The sequence below is a fragment of the Brevundimonas sp. NPDC058933 genome (genome assembly GCF_049315965.1).
In the GTDB taxonomy this organism is placed as follows: Bacteria; Pseudomonadota; Alphaproteobacteria; order Caulobacterales; family Caulobacteraceae; genus Brevundimonas.
Map to the genome: position 1 here is coordinate 834198 of NZ_JBMOSL010000001.1, position 14297 is coordinate 848494.

The following is a 14297-nucleotide window of genomic DNA, read 5'->3' on the forward strand; positions in this document are numbered from 1 at the left end:
GATTACGCACCGTTGCCGTTTTCGGATTGCGAATGATCCAGACATTTCCACGAAGCGTATTAGGCTCCATGTATGCCGAGGCTTCATCATTCACTCCTACTGCAAGGGTTTCGAGCCGCATGACAGCGGACGGCTCCTCGCATGACGCTTTCGCGCACGATCGGCTGATCGAAGCCGTGGCTCTCCGCCGCGACCGCGAAGCCTTCGCCGAATTGTTCAATCATTTTGCGCCCCGGCTGAAAGCCTGGCTGATCAAGTCTGGCGCGACACCCGGCGCGGCCGAGGATTTCGCCCAGGACGCCATGCTGACGGTCTGGCGCAAGGCCGATCTGTTCGACGCCAGCAAGGCGCGCGCCGCCACGTGGATATTCACCATAGCCCGCAACCGACGGCTCGACATGCTGCGCCGCGACGCCCGTCCCCTGCCGACGCCCGAGATCGACCTGATCGGCGAGGACGTCCGGCGCCCCGACGACATCCTGTCCATGGCGCAGGACGCCGAAAGGGTTCGCGAGGCCCTGTCGCGCCTCAAGCCGGATCAGGTCGAAGTCCTGCGCCTCGCCTTCTTCTTCGATAGTCCCCATTCCGAAATCGCCCGCCGGCTCGACCTTCCGCTGGGAACCGTAAAATCCCGAATTCGCAACGCCATGATCAAGCTCCGCCTGCTCCTCGAGCCGTCAGAGGAGGCGTCGCGATGAGTGCGAGCCGCAACCCCTCCGAAGAACGCCTGCTGGCCTATGCCGCGGGAACCCTCAGCCCGCCCGAGGCCGTGGTCGTGGCCGCCCATCTGGCCCTGCGGCCGGCCAACGACGCCTGGGTGCGCCGTCTTCAGGTCGTCGGCGGCGACTTCCTGGAGGAGACGACGCCGTCCCGGATGTCCAGCGACGCCCTGGCGCGAGCCATGGCGCGGATCGAGACGGACGCCGGCGAAGCCAAGACGCCCTCACCGCTCAATGACATGCCCGAACTGCCAGAACCGCTGCGGCGCTATGCACTTGGCCCCTGGCGCTGGATCGGGCCCGGCATCCGAGCCCGAGACGTCCACGCTCCGCGTGACGGCGATTGCCGCGTCATCCTGCTGAAGATCGAACCGGGCCGTGAAACGCCCCGCCACACCCACTGCGGCGTCGAACTGACCTGCGTCCTGTCGGGGGCCTACGCCACTGCGGTCGAGCGCTTCGATGTCGGGGATCTGGAAGAGGCGGACCCCGATACCCTTCATCAGCCGCGCGTCGTGTCGGAGGAGCCGTGCCTATGCGTCGTGGCCCTGGACGGTGAAATCCAGCTGGACGGCTGGTTGGGCCGGCTGATGCAGCCCTTTGTGCGGCTGTGACCACGCTTCTGCCGCTGTGGGGGGCGGCGGCGCTCTTCCTGATGATCGTCATGAGCGCAGCCTGGCTGGTGCAGCACCGCACGGGTCAGGGCGGCTGGGCCGATGTCTTCTGGTCCTTCGGCCTGGGCGCGGCGGGCGTCGGGGTCGCGCTGTTTCCCATCGACAATACGTCGCCGTCTGCGCGCCAATGGCTGGCGGCGGCGCTGATCGGTCTTTGGGGGCTTCGGCTGGGGCTGCACATCGCCGCGCGCGCGGCAAAGGAAGGCGAAGACGCCCGGTATGCTCGTCTGCGCCAGCAATGGGGCGAGCGGTTTCAGGTTCGAATGTTCGGCTTTCTGATGCTGCAGGCCGGCGCCGCCGCCTTCCTGGCCCTCAGTATCCTGCTGGCCGCTCGCAACCCGACGCCCGGTCTGGGACTGCAAGACGGCATGGCGACACTCGTCTTCCTGTCCGCGCTTGTCGGCGAGGCCGTCGCCGATCGTCAGTTGGCCGCCTTCAAGGCCGATCCCGCCAACCGCGGCCGCGTCTGCGATGCAGGCCTGTGGGCCTGGTCGCGGCATCCCAACTACTTTTTCGAGTGGCTGAGCTGGTGCGCGTGGCCGGTGTTCGCCCTCGACCTCAGCGGCGCCTGGCCCTGGGGCTGGCTGGCGCTGAGCGGGCCAGCCTATATCTACTGGCTGCTGACGCGCGTTTCCGGCGTCCCCCTGCTGGAAGCCCATATGCGCCGGTCGCGTCCTGAGGCCTTTGCCGCCTACGCCGCCCGCACCAGCGCCTTCTTCCCCCGCCCGCCGCGCCGCTAGCCAGGCCGTCGCGAGCACCAATTTAAGGGGCGGTCGGCAGCTTCATCACCAGAGGAATCGAGAAATCGAGGAAGATGGAGTCGCCTTCCAGGCGGTTCTCCACATCGAACTCCGTAAAGGCACGAAGCCGCAAGGTCGCGGGTCGCTCCGCCAGCTGGAAGTTCCAGGCCGCCGTGACGCCGACGCCTGACGCCTTGCCCTTGAAGGCGCCCAGCCTCGCGCCGGATCCGGAATCATCCGAGATCTGCCGGAAATGGTAGAGCTGAACGCCGGCAGAGAAGGCTTTGGAAAAGGCCTTCTCGACCGCCAGTTCGGCGTGGAAATCATTGCCCGAGTTGTAGTCCGTGTGTTCGTTCGTGCCGTTGAACGTGACGCCGGCCTTGCCGCTGACGTCCCAGCCGCTGGCCGGATCATGCCAGGTCGCCGCCACCGAAGTGTCCGCCGCCCAGCGATGGAAGGCCAGATTGGCGAGTTCATCCTTGCGATAGTCGCCTATGGGCAGGTTGACCATGGCGCCGACCTGCAGGTGGTAGTTGCCCTTGCTCCAGCCGAGCAGCGCTGTGACGAGCGGGTCGCCGACGACGAAGGCGGAGTCGTTTCTCGATACCCCGACGCCGCCGCCGGCAGGCCCGGAGATGACGCCCGAGACGTCGATATCCACCTCGCCCACCGGCAGGGTGGCGCCAAGGGCCAGGGTTCCGCCTGCGAAATCGGTGGACGGCACCCAGAGCACCGTGGCGAAGTCGGCCGTGATGGCGGCGTTCAGGTCGGCCACGACGCTGCCGCCGATCGGGAACTGTTTGTCGCCGCCCGCCTCGCCGGAATAATAGTAGAGGGTGTTGGAGAAGAAGACGCCCTTCACCGGCGGCATGATTGCGGTTCCCGGGCCGCCTGACCCCAACAGATAGACGCTGGCTCCGCCTTCGTCCGCACTGGCGGGCTGGGCCAGCCCCAGCAAGCCGCCCGCCGCCAGACCCAGGGCTAGGAGCGGACGATATCTGCGACTTTTTTCAAAGCGAGCGATCATGAGACACCTCCTTCGAGGGGACCATCTGAACAGCCCGTCAGTCGTAGCGTAATCAGGTAAAACCCGAGGCGAGCCTTCCCGCGTCCTGCGAAAAAGAAGCTCCCGCGCCCTAGGCGCGCGGGACGGCCCCCGTCGGAGGCGAGCAGTACTTCTGTTCCACCGGCAGCCAGGCCCTGAGCCGCAGGCCCCGCTCGGGCACGCTGAGCTCCAGAGCCCCGCCGATTTCGATCAGACGGGCGCGCATGCCGGCCAGACCCACGCCGGCGGCGGCCGCCTTCAGCCTTGCGAGTTGAACGCCCTCCCCGTCATCAGCCACTTCCAGACGCACGCCGCCGTCAACCGTATTGAGCGACAGGTTGACCGTGCACGCCCGGGCATGGCGATGCACGTTCATCAACGCCTCCTGGGCGGTGCGGAACAATGTCAGTTGAGCGATCGGCGGCAGGTCCGGAAGGACGCCCATGTCCAGCTTGATGTCCAGCCCGGTCCGGATGCCAAAGCCCCTTGCCAAAGCGGCGATCGCCCCCGGCAGTCCAAGTTGATCCAGTTCCGGCGGGTGCAAGAGGTAGGAAAAGGCGCGCACCTCGGCATGGGCGGCGCGGACCGCGTTGCGAATGTCGTGCACGGCTCCGGTCGGAAGCTGGTGCTCAGCCTCGCGCTCCAGACGCGACATGGTCAGATCGATCAACACCAGATGCTGGGCCAGGGAGTCGTGGATCTCGCGTGCGATGCGACGACGCTCGTCCTGCTGCGCCCTGAGGATTTCACTCGCGTTCCGCTGGACAGAAAGAGCCAGCTGGCGGTGGTCCGTTATGTCGGTCGCGACGCCGCGGATCTTCAGCACGCGTCCTCGCGCGTCCCGTGTCAAAACCTGCTCCCGGGCCTGGATCCATCGCCAGTCGCCGTCGTCGTCCTTTATGCGCACGACGGTGGTCAGGATCGCCCCATGGGGTTTCTCATAGAGGGCGCGGCGGTGCGCCTTGAGCGAAACCAGGTCGTCGGGATGAACCCTCTTGCGTACGATCGCAGGCCGCACGCGAAACACGCCGTTGTCGCCCGAACCAAGCAGAACCGAAAGGTTCATGCCCAGCCAGGGCTTGCGATCATAGACGTAGCTGCTCCCGCCCGATCCGGTTGAGGTGCTCCAGGATGCCCTCGCCCAGATCGACGCTCTCTTTCTCTAACGGAGTGAATTCGACGATCGCCAGGCCGTGCAGCCCCATGCTGCGCACCTCGGCCCTCAGGGCAAACCCTGGAAATCCTTCGCGCAGATCGACGGCCTGAGACTGCCCGCCCCACAGGGCCTGGGCCAAAGGAGCCTCCAGAGGGGCGAAGGCTCCGTGAAGCGCCTCGGATACGAGACGCCCCGAGAGTTCGGGTCCAGATACACCCAGTTTTGCGATTAATCCGCAACTGACGACATCGAACCGGTAGCCATCGGCCGTATTCGCGACCATCGCGATGCAGGAGTGAAGACACGAGATCCAGCTCGTATCTTTGACCTCAATTCCCTCATCCCTGCGACCATAACTAAAGACATAAGGGTTCCGCTTGCTCCCCCAGCCGCTTTTCTCAAACTTGCTATCAAGTCTATCGTAATCGACTGGAAAAATGGACATGTCTCGCACCACCGGATCGGCCGTTAACCATTGACAAGGGTAAGCGAATGCCTGTCACCGTATCAGTGTTAGACCTGATATACTACCGTGTGCTTTTCGTGCATTTCTCGGATACCGCGTAAAGGAGGGCTGCCATGCTGCGGGTTCTGATCGCGGACGATCACGAGATCGTTCGTCGGGGTGTCCGCGATGTGGTGGAAAGCCACCTCGGCTGGGAGGTCTGCGCCGAAGCGAGCCAGGGCGACCAGGTGCTGGAGCTGGCCAAGGAGTTGCGCCCTCACGTTATCGTCCTCGACGTTTCCTTGCCCGGTCTCAACGGCGTCTCCGTCACCCGGCAGGTCCGGACCCTGCTGCCCGCCACCGAAGTCCTGCTCTTCACCATGCACGACGACGACGAAACCATTTCCGGCGGGCTGGCGGCCGGCGCGCGCGGCTATATTCTCAAGTCTGAGGGAGAGCGTCAGCTTCTCGCGGCCATTTCCGCCCTGGGCGCTCACCGGCCGTATTTTTCGCCTGCGGTCTCCGAGATGCTGCTCGATGCAGCGCTGCACGACCGCAAAAAATCGCGGCTGGAGAGCTTCACGCTCAGAGAACTGGAAGTGGGCCAGTTGATCGCCGAGGGCGGCAGCAACAAGCAGATCGCGCGTCAGCTGGATATCAGCATCAAGACGGTCGAAAGCCATCGGGCGGCCGCCATGCGAAAAGCGGGCGTTCGAACAGCGGCCGAGTTTGTCCGCTTCGCCATCAAGCACCACCTGATCGAGGCCTGACCGCCGGCCCGCGCTAGTTCGGCGGCAAGCCGACCACGCTGAACAGGCCCCATGCGCATTGCAGGGCGGCCAGCACCACGATAGCCAGGCGAATGCGTCTGCGCCTGAAGACCTGGACAATCCCGGCGGAAAACATCGCGGTCGCCAGGATTACGGTCGCGCGCACAAAATCATCGCTAATCCGGTTTGCCTTTTGTCCCTGTTCGAAAAGGGCGTCAGCCTGGCGTTCAAGCGCCTCCGCCTCGCCTTTGGCGGCAAGCCGATAGTCCGGCATTTCGAAAGGCGTTCTGGGAGCCGTGGGGTCCTGCAGAGGATGTCGGGCGAGCCAGGCGTCATGAGCCACGCGATAGGCGGGACGGAACCGCGATTCATAAAAGGCTTCAAGCTCGCCCTGACCAGAGGCGTAGGCGTCCAGCCACTGGGTGAACAACAGGATGTCCGCCCCCTCACCCTGTCCCGCCTGAACCTCCCACCGAGACGCCGTGGTGCGGATGCTCTCCGCCTGGGAATAGGCTACGGTCTGATCGCCGTCCCACAGCGAGGCCTGGTAGCTTGACCAGGCCGTCATCAATGCAGCGATCGACAGGATGATGGCGCTGGCCGCCTCTGTGCTGTCGCCAAGCCGCTCCACAAGGGAGCGGCGATCAGTGTGTGCAGTCTGCGAAGCCTGGGTCATGGACACAGCCCAGCAGAAGACGCCGCCGCCATCCATCAGGCCGAGGCCCTAGCCGCGTCGCAAATTGGGCCGATAGGACGATGAATCACACCGGCGAGACCCGGTCCTCACGCTAGAAGGCTTCGCCGATGCGGAAGTAGACGGCCGAGGATTCTTCGCCCACCGCATAGTCGATTCCGACGTTGACGCCGTATTTGCGCGACGCTTCATATCGCAACCCGACGCCCGCGGACGGCAACAGCTCGTCAGTGATGTCGCCGAAATTCTGACCGACCCCCCCGACCCCGGCGAAGGCGACCACGCCGAAACGGCCAAAAAGCGCGCGCCTCAGCTCGACCTGGACCGCCGCAAGCGTGCGGTCGCGATACTGGCCGGAGACATAGCCGCGCAGGTCGCTCTGACTGCCGTAGTTGCAGATGTCGTAGAAGGGCGCGCTGTCGCCGGCCCAGCAGCCCGAGGCTCGCCAGGCCAGGACCGTCTTGTCATTCAGGCGACGGTAGCCGTTGATCCGCAGCTCGGCCCGGCTGTAGTCACGATCGCTGCCCCAGGCCTCGTCGGCGACCAGCCAGGCGCCGGTGACGTAGACGCCCCGGGTCGGCTGGTACTCATTGTCCCGGGTATCATATTCTCCCGCCAGGCCCAGAGCCGAAGAGACGGTGTCCAACTCTACGGACGGGATATCAAGGTCGGGAAACAGCGCAGACTCCGCCTGTATCGTCGTCTTCATGTCGATGAACCGGTATTGCAGTCCCGCATACAGGTGAGGCGCCACCTGCATCAGCGCCTGCCCGCCTGCGAAACCCGCCTTCTGGTTGATCGGAATGGAGACCCCGCGTTCGCCGGCCGCCGGGCCGATGCCGTAGAAATCCACGTTGACGCTTCCCACCCCGGCTCCGGCCGCAAGGCGAAAGCGGTCCTGAGCCAGGAAGGCTTTCTGAAACACGGCGGCGCCCTTGCTGCCGTTGTCGGTGTAGAAGGCCCCGCCGCCCGTCACCCAGGGCCGTTGCGAGCCACCTGCGTGGTAAAGGACGCCCGCACCTATCGCCAATCCGTTGCCGATCGCCGGATCTGAAATCGGGATAGGCATCATCAACAGGCTATGGTCGTGAGACCGGGCGGCATCGACACCCGGCGCAGCCTCGACCTTCGACTCGGTCGCGGGGGATTGCGCCGTCGCCTCGCTGGCCCAGAGGCCAAGCATCGCCGCCGCCAACCAGGCTGCCTGAGCGGATCCTCGACACGACATGGCAGACCTCCGCAAACGCTCGAAGCGTCGCCCTTCGACATCGACCGATCCATCGGGCATCGACCCCAGATCGAGCCAAACTCGACCCCATGACGATCTGCGTCTCAGGGCGCCCGCACAGCAGCGTCAGGTCTTCACCTGATTACCCCCGGCTTCGTCGAGGTCGAACATACGGCATCGCTATGGAGGCTGCGGCAATGTCACTAAGGCTCAAACACCTCGCGACGGCCACGGCCGTCCTGTCCATGCTCGGCGCGGCGGCGTGCGGAACGCCGGCCGGAAAGGTCGATGTTCTGCAATCCAGCACCACTTCGGTGGCCCCCGGCTCGACCTATGCCTGGGCCCCCATTTCCAGCGCCAGCCAACGCGCCAGCGACCCTCGCGTGGCCAACGACATCATTCAGCAGCGTATTGTAAGCGCGGTGGACTCGGCGCTGGCGGGCAAGGGCTTCCGTCGCGTGTCCGATCCGGCGCAAGCGACCCTGCTGGCCTCCTATCACGTCGGGCTTGAGGCCCGTTCGGATATCCAGAGCACGGGCATGGGCGCGCCGCCCGTCGCCTGCGGCTTCCGCGGCTGCGTCAGCGGCTGGGGCCTCTACGGTCCGCCAGCTCTGAACGTGGACACCATCCACTACACCGAAGGCACGATGATCCTGGATCTGGTCGATCGCGCCTCGGGTCAACTGGCCTGGCGCGCCACCTCGCAACGGCGCGTGGACAGCGGGGACGCCGATCAGGCGCGCCTCAACGCCGTCGCGGCCGACATGGTCAAGTCCCTGCCCGGCGTGGGCGGATAGGAGGTCTACATGCACACCCTCAGCACCACCCTCGTCTTCGCCGCGGCCATGGCCGTAGCGCCCGTTGCGGCTTCGAGCCATGAGGCTCCGCCGCAGGCCGCCGCGGCGGCGACGGCCACGGCCCCGGACCCCGTCCAGGCGCTGCAACGCATGGGCGCCTACATGGGCACGCTCGAAACCTTCGAGGTGACGTCGGAAAGCAGCCTCGACCTGGTCATGGCCGATGACCAGCGCATCGATCTGGACGGCGTCACGACCTACAAGGTGCGGCGACCGGACGCCTTCGTCATCGACAACCGCACCGACCGAAAGCAACGACGGTTCTATTTCGACGGTCGCCGTTTCACGGTCTACGCCCCAGGCCGAGGCTTCTACGCCAGCGCGGAAGCGCCAGGCACGATCCATCAGATACTCGACACCGCCTACGATCAGTACGGCATCGCCTTGCCGCTTGAGGATCTGTTCCACTGGGGCGACCCGGCGCGGCTGCCCAAGGACTTCCAGTCCGCCGAATACATCGGCCCCGCCATGGTCGGCGGCGTCCAGGCCGATCAGTTCGCCTTCCGTCAGGAGGAGATCGACTGGCAAATCTGGATCCAGCAGGGCGATCGCCCCCTGCCCCTCAAGATCGTCATCATCGACAAGACTGATCCGACCCGGCCAGAGTTCAGCGCCAGGCTGTCGTGGAACACAAATCCCCGCTTCGACGCCAGCACCTTCGCCTTCAGCCCGGCCAGCGCCGACACCTCCATCGCCTTCCACAAACCTGCGGGAGCTTCGCAATGATCCGCTCCAGAACGAGTTTCGCGGCCACGGCCGTCGGCGTCCTTCTGTTCTCGGCCGTGCCCGTCTTCGAGGCGGCGGCCCAGGTGCGCGGCGCCGGTCGAACCAGCGTCAACCGCCCTCACCCGAACGCCGGCGGACATGCCGCTGCCCGCCCCGCCCCTGGCCGGGACGGCGGCGGCACGCGTGACATCGACCGAAACCGCAACACCAACCGCGACGTCAATCGCAACGTGAACCGCAATATTGATCGCGACATCGACATCGACGTCGATCATGACCACGACTGGGACTGGGATGACCACTACCACCCCGTCGCGGCCGGCGTCGCGTTCGGCACCGCGGCGGCCGTTACGTCCGCCGTCGTGGGCTCGATGATCTATTCCCTGCCCCCCGCCTGCTCGCCCTATGCCGGCAGCTACTACTACTGCGGCGGGGTCTACTACGAGCCTCGCTACGAAGGTGACACGGTCGTCTACGTCGTCGTCGATCAACCACGCTAGGACATGCGTCGGCGCGGCCCCTCCAGCGGCCCTGGCGGCACAGGGCTGATCGACGACGACCCGTCGGTCGAACTGTCCGCCAACCGCACCAGTCTGTCGTTCGAACGAACGCTGATGAGCGCCGATCGGACCCTGATGGCGGCCGTGCGGGCCGGGGTGTCAATGATCGGGTTTGGTTTCACGATCCACGAGAGTTTTCGCCATCTCGGCGAAAGCGGAGCGCTCCCGGCAGACGACCTGACGGGCCGTCGCGTCGGAGCGTCTCTGCTCGCTCTCGGCGTGGGCATGCTCGTAATCGGCATCCTGGGCCATGTCAGATTCTTGCACAACCTGACGCTCCGGCGCGAGCACATCGTCAACCGGGGGCTGCTGCATCACGCCCTGCACTACTCGGCCACGCCGAGTCTGGTGGCTGCAATCCTGTTGCTGCTGATTGGTCTGGCCGCGCTGAGCTCGGTCCTGATCCAGATTCAGACCTGAAGAACCGCCGGAGGCCATCATGCGTATCGCCGCCCTCACAACCCTAGCGCTTCTCGCGCCTGCTGCGGCCTGGGCCCAGGAGGGCGACGCGGAACTGGCGCAGAAGCTGTCCAATCCGGTGGCGAGCATGATCAGCGTGCCGATCCAGTGGAACTACGACTGCTGCTACGGTCCCGCCGACGGCGAACGCATGACCGTCAACTTTCAGCCTGTCGTGCCCATCCCGCTGAAGGACGACTGGAACCTGATTGTCCGCACCATCGTGCCGGTCGTCTATCAGGAACCGTCCGCCCCCGGCCTGGACTCCGCCTACGGCCTTTCGGACATCACCCAGAGCTTCTTCTTTTCTCCCAAGAGCAGCGGAGGGCTGACCTGGGCGGTGGGTCCGGTCTTTCTCTGGCCGGTCGGGACGGACGAACTCGGAACCCGCAAGTGGGCCGCGGGTCCTACGGGACTGGTGCTGCAACAGAAGGGTTCGTCCACGTTCGGCCTTCTGGCGAACCATCTCTGGTCCTACGCGGGGACGGATGAACGGGACGACGTCAGCCAGACCTTTATCCAGCCCTTCTACAGCTACACCACGCGCGATGCGACGACCTTGGGGGCCAACCTCGAAGCCTCCTACGACTGGACCCACAAGACCTGGAGCGTGCCGGCGAACTTCACGGTCTCGCACCTCTACAACTTCGGGGGTCAACGCGTGTCGCTTGGCGTCGGGGCGCGCATCTACCTCGTCGATGAGGGCGACTCGCCGGACTGGGGCCTGCGGGCCATAGCGACCTTCCTGTTCCCAAAATAGGATGACGCGGCGCTGTTCGCGGGCGCCGCGTCGGGAACTCAGACCTGTCCTGCGGCCGCCGCCTCGGCTCGCGTCGTCCGCTTGACCCACATCGTATAGGGCAGGGTGACGACCAGCCCGACCAGCATGAAGAGCAGCACCGCCGCCGTCACCCGCGGATCCGTCATGTTCGCGCTCGCCAGAGCCATGGCGATCCCGGGATGGCGAACGGAAGCCGCCGTCGCCAGGGTGGCCCGATCAATCCTGTCAGGCCCGCCGAGGATATGTCCGCCCGCCAGGCAGATGAGGGCGACGAGAGCCATGCCTGCCAGGGCGCCGTTTCCGACCAGGGTCATCATGGGGCCCCAGACCTTCGCGAGTATGGGAACAAAGGCGACCACGACCAGAAGCATGCTGAGCCGATAGACCCAACGCCAGATCCGCGCCGCCAAAGCGGGCGCCAGGCGCCGCACCAACAGGCCGATGGCCAGGGGAATAATCACGCCCGTGAACACCGTGGCCAGGATGGTGACGACCTGGACGGTGTCGTCCCGGCCAAACACGTGCGCAGCCACATTGAACACCAGGGGCACGGAAATGATCGTGAGCAAGGCCATGGCGACATAGACGCCATAGGCGTAGGCCTTGCGCCCTCCAATCCCCAGCTCCTTGCCCGGGACAAGGGGCGGCACAGGGGCAACGGCCATCAGCATGATGCCGGCCTTCACGGGAGGTGAAACCGGCAGAATCCAGACCAGTATGCCGGCGATGATCGGCGGGATCACCATCACCGCCAGGACAGCTCGTCCCAGAAGTCCGGGCCTCTTGAAAACATAGAGCAGGTCGCCCCGCTCGGTATTCAACCCCACGGCCAGAACGAGACCGGCCAGACTGCCGGTGAGGAGCAGCGGCACGAGTTGCTTGATGAACTCCATTTCGGGTCTCCCTCCGCAGCTTCAGCGCCGCCCGTGGATTTGGTCCTTCAATGACGGTCACAGCAATCCGGACGAACCCTGAGACGGGCAGGTCTGCGCCCGGCGCCCGCGCCCGCCCTACAACTCCCCTCCGGGGCGTCTGAGGCAGTTGCGACGGGTCCTTGGGGGTTTACCCTGATGTTGTCCGGGCAGGCGCGGCGCGACCCTTGAGGGGAAGGGAGATCCGCCATGCCTCGTCCGTTCCAGGGGTCGATCACGCTTGATGTTCGTGACTCCAAGGCCGACTGGAGCGCCTTTCTGGATGCCCGCGCGCCCAAGGATGCGCCCAATGTTCTTGTCATCCTGTACGATGACACGGGACAGGCCGCGTGGTCGCCCTATGGCGGTCGGATCAACATGCCTACCCTGGACAGGATGGCGAAGAACGGTCTGACCTACAGCCAGTGGCATACGACGGCGGTGTGCTCTCCGACCCGTTCCTGCTTTCTGACCGGCCGCAACCACCACGCCAACGGCTTCGGCGCCATCTCCGAGGCGGCGACGGGCTTTCCCGGATACAACGGCCACATTCCGCTGGAGAACGGCACCATCGCCAGCATTCTGCGGGATGCGGGATGGAGCACCTTCTGGATCGGCAAGAACCACAACGTGCCTGTCGACGCCTTCGGCATGAGCGCGTCGAAGAAGAAGTGGCCGCTTGGCCTGGGCTACGACCGCTTCTACGGCTTCATCGGCGGCGAGACGAACCAGTGGTACCCGGAACTGATCGAGGACAACCACTTCGTCAATCAGCCGGCGCAGCCTGAAGAAGGCTATCATTTCTCGAAGGACATCGCCGACAAGGCCATCAGCTTCATCCGCGAAAGCAAGCAGGTGGACCCGGACAAGCCCTGGTACCTCTGGTACTGCCCAGGCGCGAACCACGCCCCGCATCACGCGCCGCAGGACTACATCGACAAGTACAAGGGCGTGTTCGACGACGGCTATGAGGCCTATCGCGAATGGGTGCTGAAGCGGATGATCGAGCGGGGCATCCTGCCCGCCGACACCGAACTGACCCCCATCAACCCGATTCCCGAGGACATGGCGGCAGAGGGGGACATGGTCCGTCCCTGGGACAGCCTGTCAGACGACGAGAAGCAGCTGTTCTGCCGCATGGCGGAGGTCTACGCCGCCCTGTCCGAATACACGGACGTCCAGATCGGCCGATTGATCGAATATCTGGAAGAGTCAGGGCAACTCGACAACACGCTCATCTTCTATTGCGCCGACAACGGCGCCTCCGGCGAAGGCAGCCCCAGCGGGTCGGTGAATGAAAACCTGTTCTTCAACGGCTTCCCCGACGACGTGAAGCGCAACCTCGCCATGCTCGAGAAGCTGGGCGGGCCTGACACCTACAACCACTATCCGACGGGCTGGGCGGTGGCCTTCTCCACCCCCTACAAGATGTTCAAGCGCTACGCCTCCTTCGCCGGCGGCACCTGCGATCCGCTGGTGATCCACTGGCCAAAGGGCATCAGGGCCAGGGGCGAGGTGCGTGACCAGTACCACCACTGCACCGACATCGTGCCGACGATCCTCGAGGCCTGCGGCGTGCCCATGCCCGAGACGCTCGACGGGGTGAAGCAGGCGCCGCTGGCAGGCGTCTCCATGGTCTACAGCTTTGACGACGCCCAGGCGCCGACGAGGAAGCAGACCCAGTACTACGAGATGTGCGGCACAAGGGGCATCTGGTCGAACGGGTGGAAGGCGGCGGCCGTGCACGCCCCCCTGCCCTCCGACCAGGGCCACTTCGACCAGGACGTCTGGCAGTTGTTCAATACCGCGATCGACCGAGCCGAGGCTCATGATCTGGCCGCCGAACATCCCGAGAAGCTTAGGGAGCTTAAAGAACTCTGGCTGTCAGAAGCGAAGAAGAACAACGTCCTGCCCCTGATCGACCTGGGCGTGCGCGCCATGCACGAGGCCGAATATCACGCCCCCAGACGCGACAGCTACGTCTACTACCCCGGCACGACGGCGGTCCCGGAGGCGGCGGCGGCGCGCACGCTCGGCGTTTCGTTCAAGATTCTGGCCGAGGTGGAGTTCACGGGCGACAGCCAGGGCGTGATCGTGGCGCAGGGCTCACGTTTCGGCGGCTATTCGCTGTTCTTGAAGGGCGGACAGCTCTTCTTCGTCTACAACTTCCTCGGAATTCCGCCCGAACAACGCCTGGCGTGCGACGCCCCTCAGGCAGGCCGGCACGTCGTCGGGGTGGCGTTCATCAAGGAACGCGTCAGCCACCTGGGCGAGGCTTTTGGTCAGGTGACGCTCTACATCGACGACCATGTCGTCGCCCAGGCGCCCTGCCGCACCCAGACAGGTCGTTACACCCTCTGCGGCGAGGGCCTATGCATAGGTTATGACGGCGGAGACGCCGTCAGCAGCGAATACAAATCCCCATTCCCGTTCACAGGCGGCCGGGTGCTCAAGGTCATCTACGACATCGCCGACGACGTCTATCTGGACCTGGAGCGGAGGCTTCAGGCGGCGATGGCGCGGGATTAGCGG

Annotated in this window: 16 protein-coding genes; 10 read left to right on the forward strand and 6 right to left on the reverse strand. The window is 65.1% G+C overall.

The genetic code is table 11. From position 1 onward, the window contains the following. Window positions 1-176 precede the first annotated feature (176 nt). From ACOZBP_RS04050 to ACOZBP_RS04060, 3 genes are read left to right on the forward strand one after another with little or no spacing between them, the layout of a single operon-like run. Complete coding sequence (locus ACOZBP_RS04050) at window positions 177-698, forward strand: sigma-70 family RNA polymerase sigma factor (RefSeq protein WP_422675159.1); 522 nt, start codon at window positions 177-179, stop codon at window positions 696-698. Continuing rightward, a complete protein-coding gene (locus tag ACOZBP_RS04055; protein ID WP_422675160.1) occupies window positions 695-1333 on the forward strand; it encodes a ChrR family anti-sigma-E factor in 639 nt (212 codons plus the stop codon). Before ACOZBP_RS04050 ends, ACOZBP_RS04055 begins: the two co-directional genes overlap by 4 nt. After that, complete coding sequence (locus tag ACOZBP_RS04060; protein WP_422675161.1) at window positions 1330-2133, forward strand: DUF1295 domain-containing protein; 804 nt, start codon at window positions 1330-1332, stop codon at window positions 2131-2133. Before ACOZBP_RS04055 ends, ACOZBP_RS04060 begins: the two co-directional genes overlap by 4 nt. A gap of 22 nt (window positions 2134-2155) precedes the next feature. Here the strand turns inward: ACOZBP_RS04060 and ACOZBP_RS04065 are convergent, their stop codons facing one another. The 3 genes from ACOZBP_RS04065 to ACOZBP_RS04075 all read right to left on the reverse strand — a co-directional run bounded on the left by ACOZBP_RS04065 (window position 2156) and on the right by ACOZBP_RS04075 (window position 4779). Next, window positions 2156-3160 carry a SphA family protein gene (locus ACOZBP_RS04065; RefSeq protein ID WP_422675162.1) on the reverse strand — a complete coding sequence of 335 codons (1005 nt, stop codon included), beginning with the start codon at window positions 3158-3160 and terminating at the stop codon, window positions 2156-2158. A gap of 109 nt (window positions 3161-3269) precedes the next feature. Further along, window positions 3270-4244: a histidine kinase gene (locus ACOZBP_RS04070; protein WP_422675163.1), complete on the reverse strand. Its 975-nt coding sequence runs from the start codon at window positions 4242-4244 to the stop codon at window positions 3270-3272. Between the two features lie 19 nt (window positions 4245-4263). Then, a complete protein-coding gene (locus ACOZBP_RS04075; RefSeq protein ID WP_422675164.1) occupies window positions 4264-4779 on the reverse strand; it encodes a hypothetical protein in 516 nt (171 codons plus the stop codon). 134 nt (window positions 4780-4913) lie between these two features. On the opposite strand from ACOZBP_RS04075, the gene ACOZBP_RS04080 reads away from it, so the two are divergent. Further along, on the forward strand, window positions 4914-5549 hold the full coding sequence (locus ACOZBP_RS04080) for a response regulator (RefSeq protein ID WP_422675165.1): 636 nt from the start codon (window positions 4914-4916) through the stop codon (window positions 5547-5549). A gap of 13 nt (window positions 5550-5562) precedes the next feature. On the opposite strand, the gene ACOZBP_RS04085 is transcribed toward ACOZBP_RS04080, so the two are convergent. Together ACOZBP_RS04085 and ACOZBP_RS04090 are read right to left on the reverse strand one after the other, a co-directional pair. Further along, window positions 5563-6225, reverse strand: a complete 663-nt coding sequence (locus tag ACOZBP_RS04085; protein ID WP_422675166.1) for a hypothetical protein — start codon at window positions 6223-6225, stop codon at window positions 5563-5565. Between the two features lie 112 nt (window positions 6226-6337). Next, window positions 6338-7426, reverse strand: coding sequence for a BamA/TamA family outer membrane protein (locus tag ACOZBP_RS04090; RefSeq protein WP_422675167.1), 1089 nt, complete (start codon window positions 7424-7426; stop codon window positions 6338-6340). Window positions 7427-7668: 242 nt separating this feature from the next. Between ACOZBP_RS04090 and ACOZBP_RS04095 the strand changes: the two genes are divergently transcribed. From ACOZBP_RS04095 to ACOZBP_RS04115, 5 genes are read left to right on the forward strand one after another with little or no spacing between them, the layout of a single operon-like run. Next, on the forward strand, window positions 7669-8268 hold the full coding sequence (locus ACOZBP_RS04095) for a DUF4136 domain-containing protein (RefSeq protein WP_422675168.1): 600 nt from the start codon (window positions 7669-7671) through the stop codon (window positions 8266-8268). 9 nt (window positions 8269-8277) lie between these two features. Next, window positions 8278-9054 carry a DUF2092 domain-containing protein gene (locus ACOZBP_RS04100; protein ID WP_422675169.1) on the forward strand — a complete coding sequence of 259 codons (777 nt, stop codon included), beginning with the start codon at window positions 8278-8280 and terminating at the stop codon, window positions 9052-9054. Next, window positions 9051-9554, forward strand: a complete 504-nt coding sequence (locus ACOZBP_RS04105) for a hypothetical protein (RefSeq protein WP_422675170.1) — start codon at window positions 9051-9053, stop codon at window positions 9552-9554. The genes ACOZBP_RS04100 and ACOZBP_RS04105 overlap by 4 nt, the downstream gene beginning before the upstream one ends. A 3-nt stretch (window positions 9555-9557) precedes the next feature. After that, window positions 9558-10034 carry a DUF202 domain-containing protein gene (locus ACOZBP_RS04110; protein ID WP_422675171.1) on the forward strand — a complete coding sequence of 159 codons (477 nt, stop codon included), beginning with the start codon at window positions 9558-9560 and terminating at the stop codon, window positions 10032-10034. Between the two features lie 19 nt (window positions 10035-10053). Then, window positions 10054-10833, forward strand: a complete 780-nt coding sequence (locus tag ACOZBP_RS04115) for a hypothetical protein (RefSeq protein WP_422675172.1) — start codon at window positions 10054-10056, stop codon at window positions 10831-10833. A 38-nt stretch (window positions 10834-10871) separates the two neighbouring features. Here ACOZBP_RS04115 and ACOZBP_RS04120 read toward each other — a convergent pair whose 3' ends face one another. Next, the gene (locus tag ACOZBP_RS04120) at window positions 10872-11747 is read right to left on the reverse strand and encodes a bile acid:sodium symporter family protein (protein ID WP_422675173.1); all 876 of its coding nucleotides are present in this window, start codon (window positions 11745-11747) and stop codon (window positions 10872-10874) included. A gap of 228 nt (window positions 11748-11975) precedes the next feature. Here ACOZBP_RS04120 and ACOZBP_RS04125 point away from each other — a divergent pair, with 228 nt between their 5' ends. After that, window positions 11976-14294, forward strand: a complete 2319-nt coding sequence (locus ACOZBP_RS04125) for an arylsulfatase (protein ID WP_422675174.1) — start codon at window positions 11976-11978, stop codon at window positions 14292-14294. The last annotated feature ends 3 nt before the right edge of the window (window positions 14295-14297 follow it).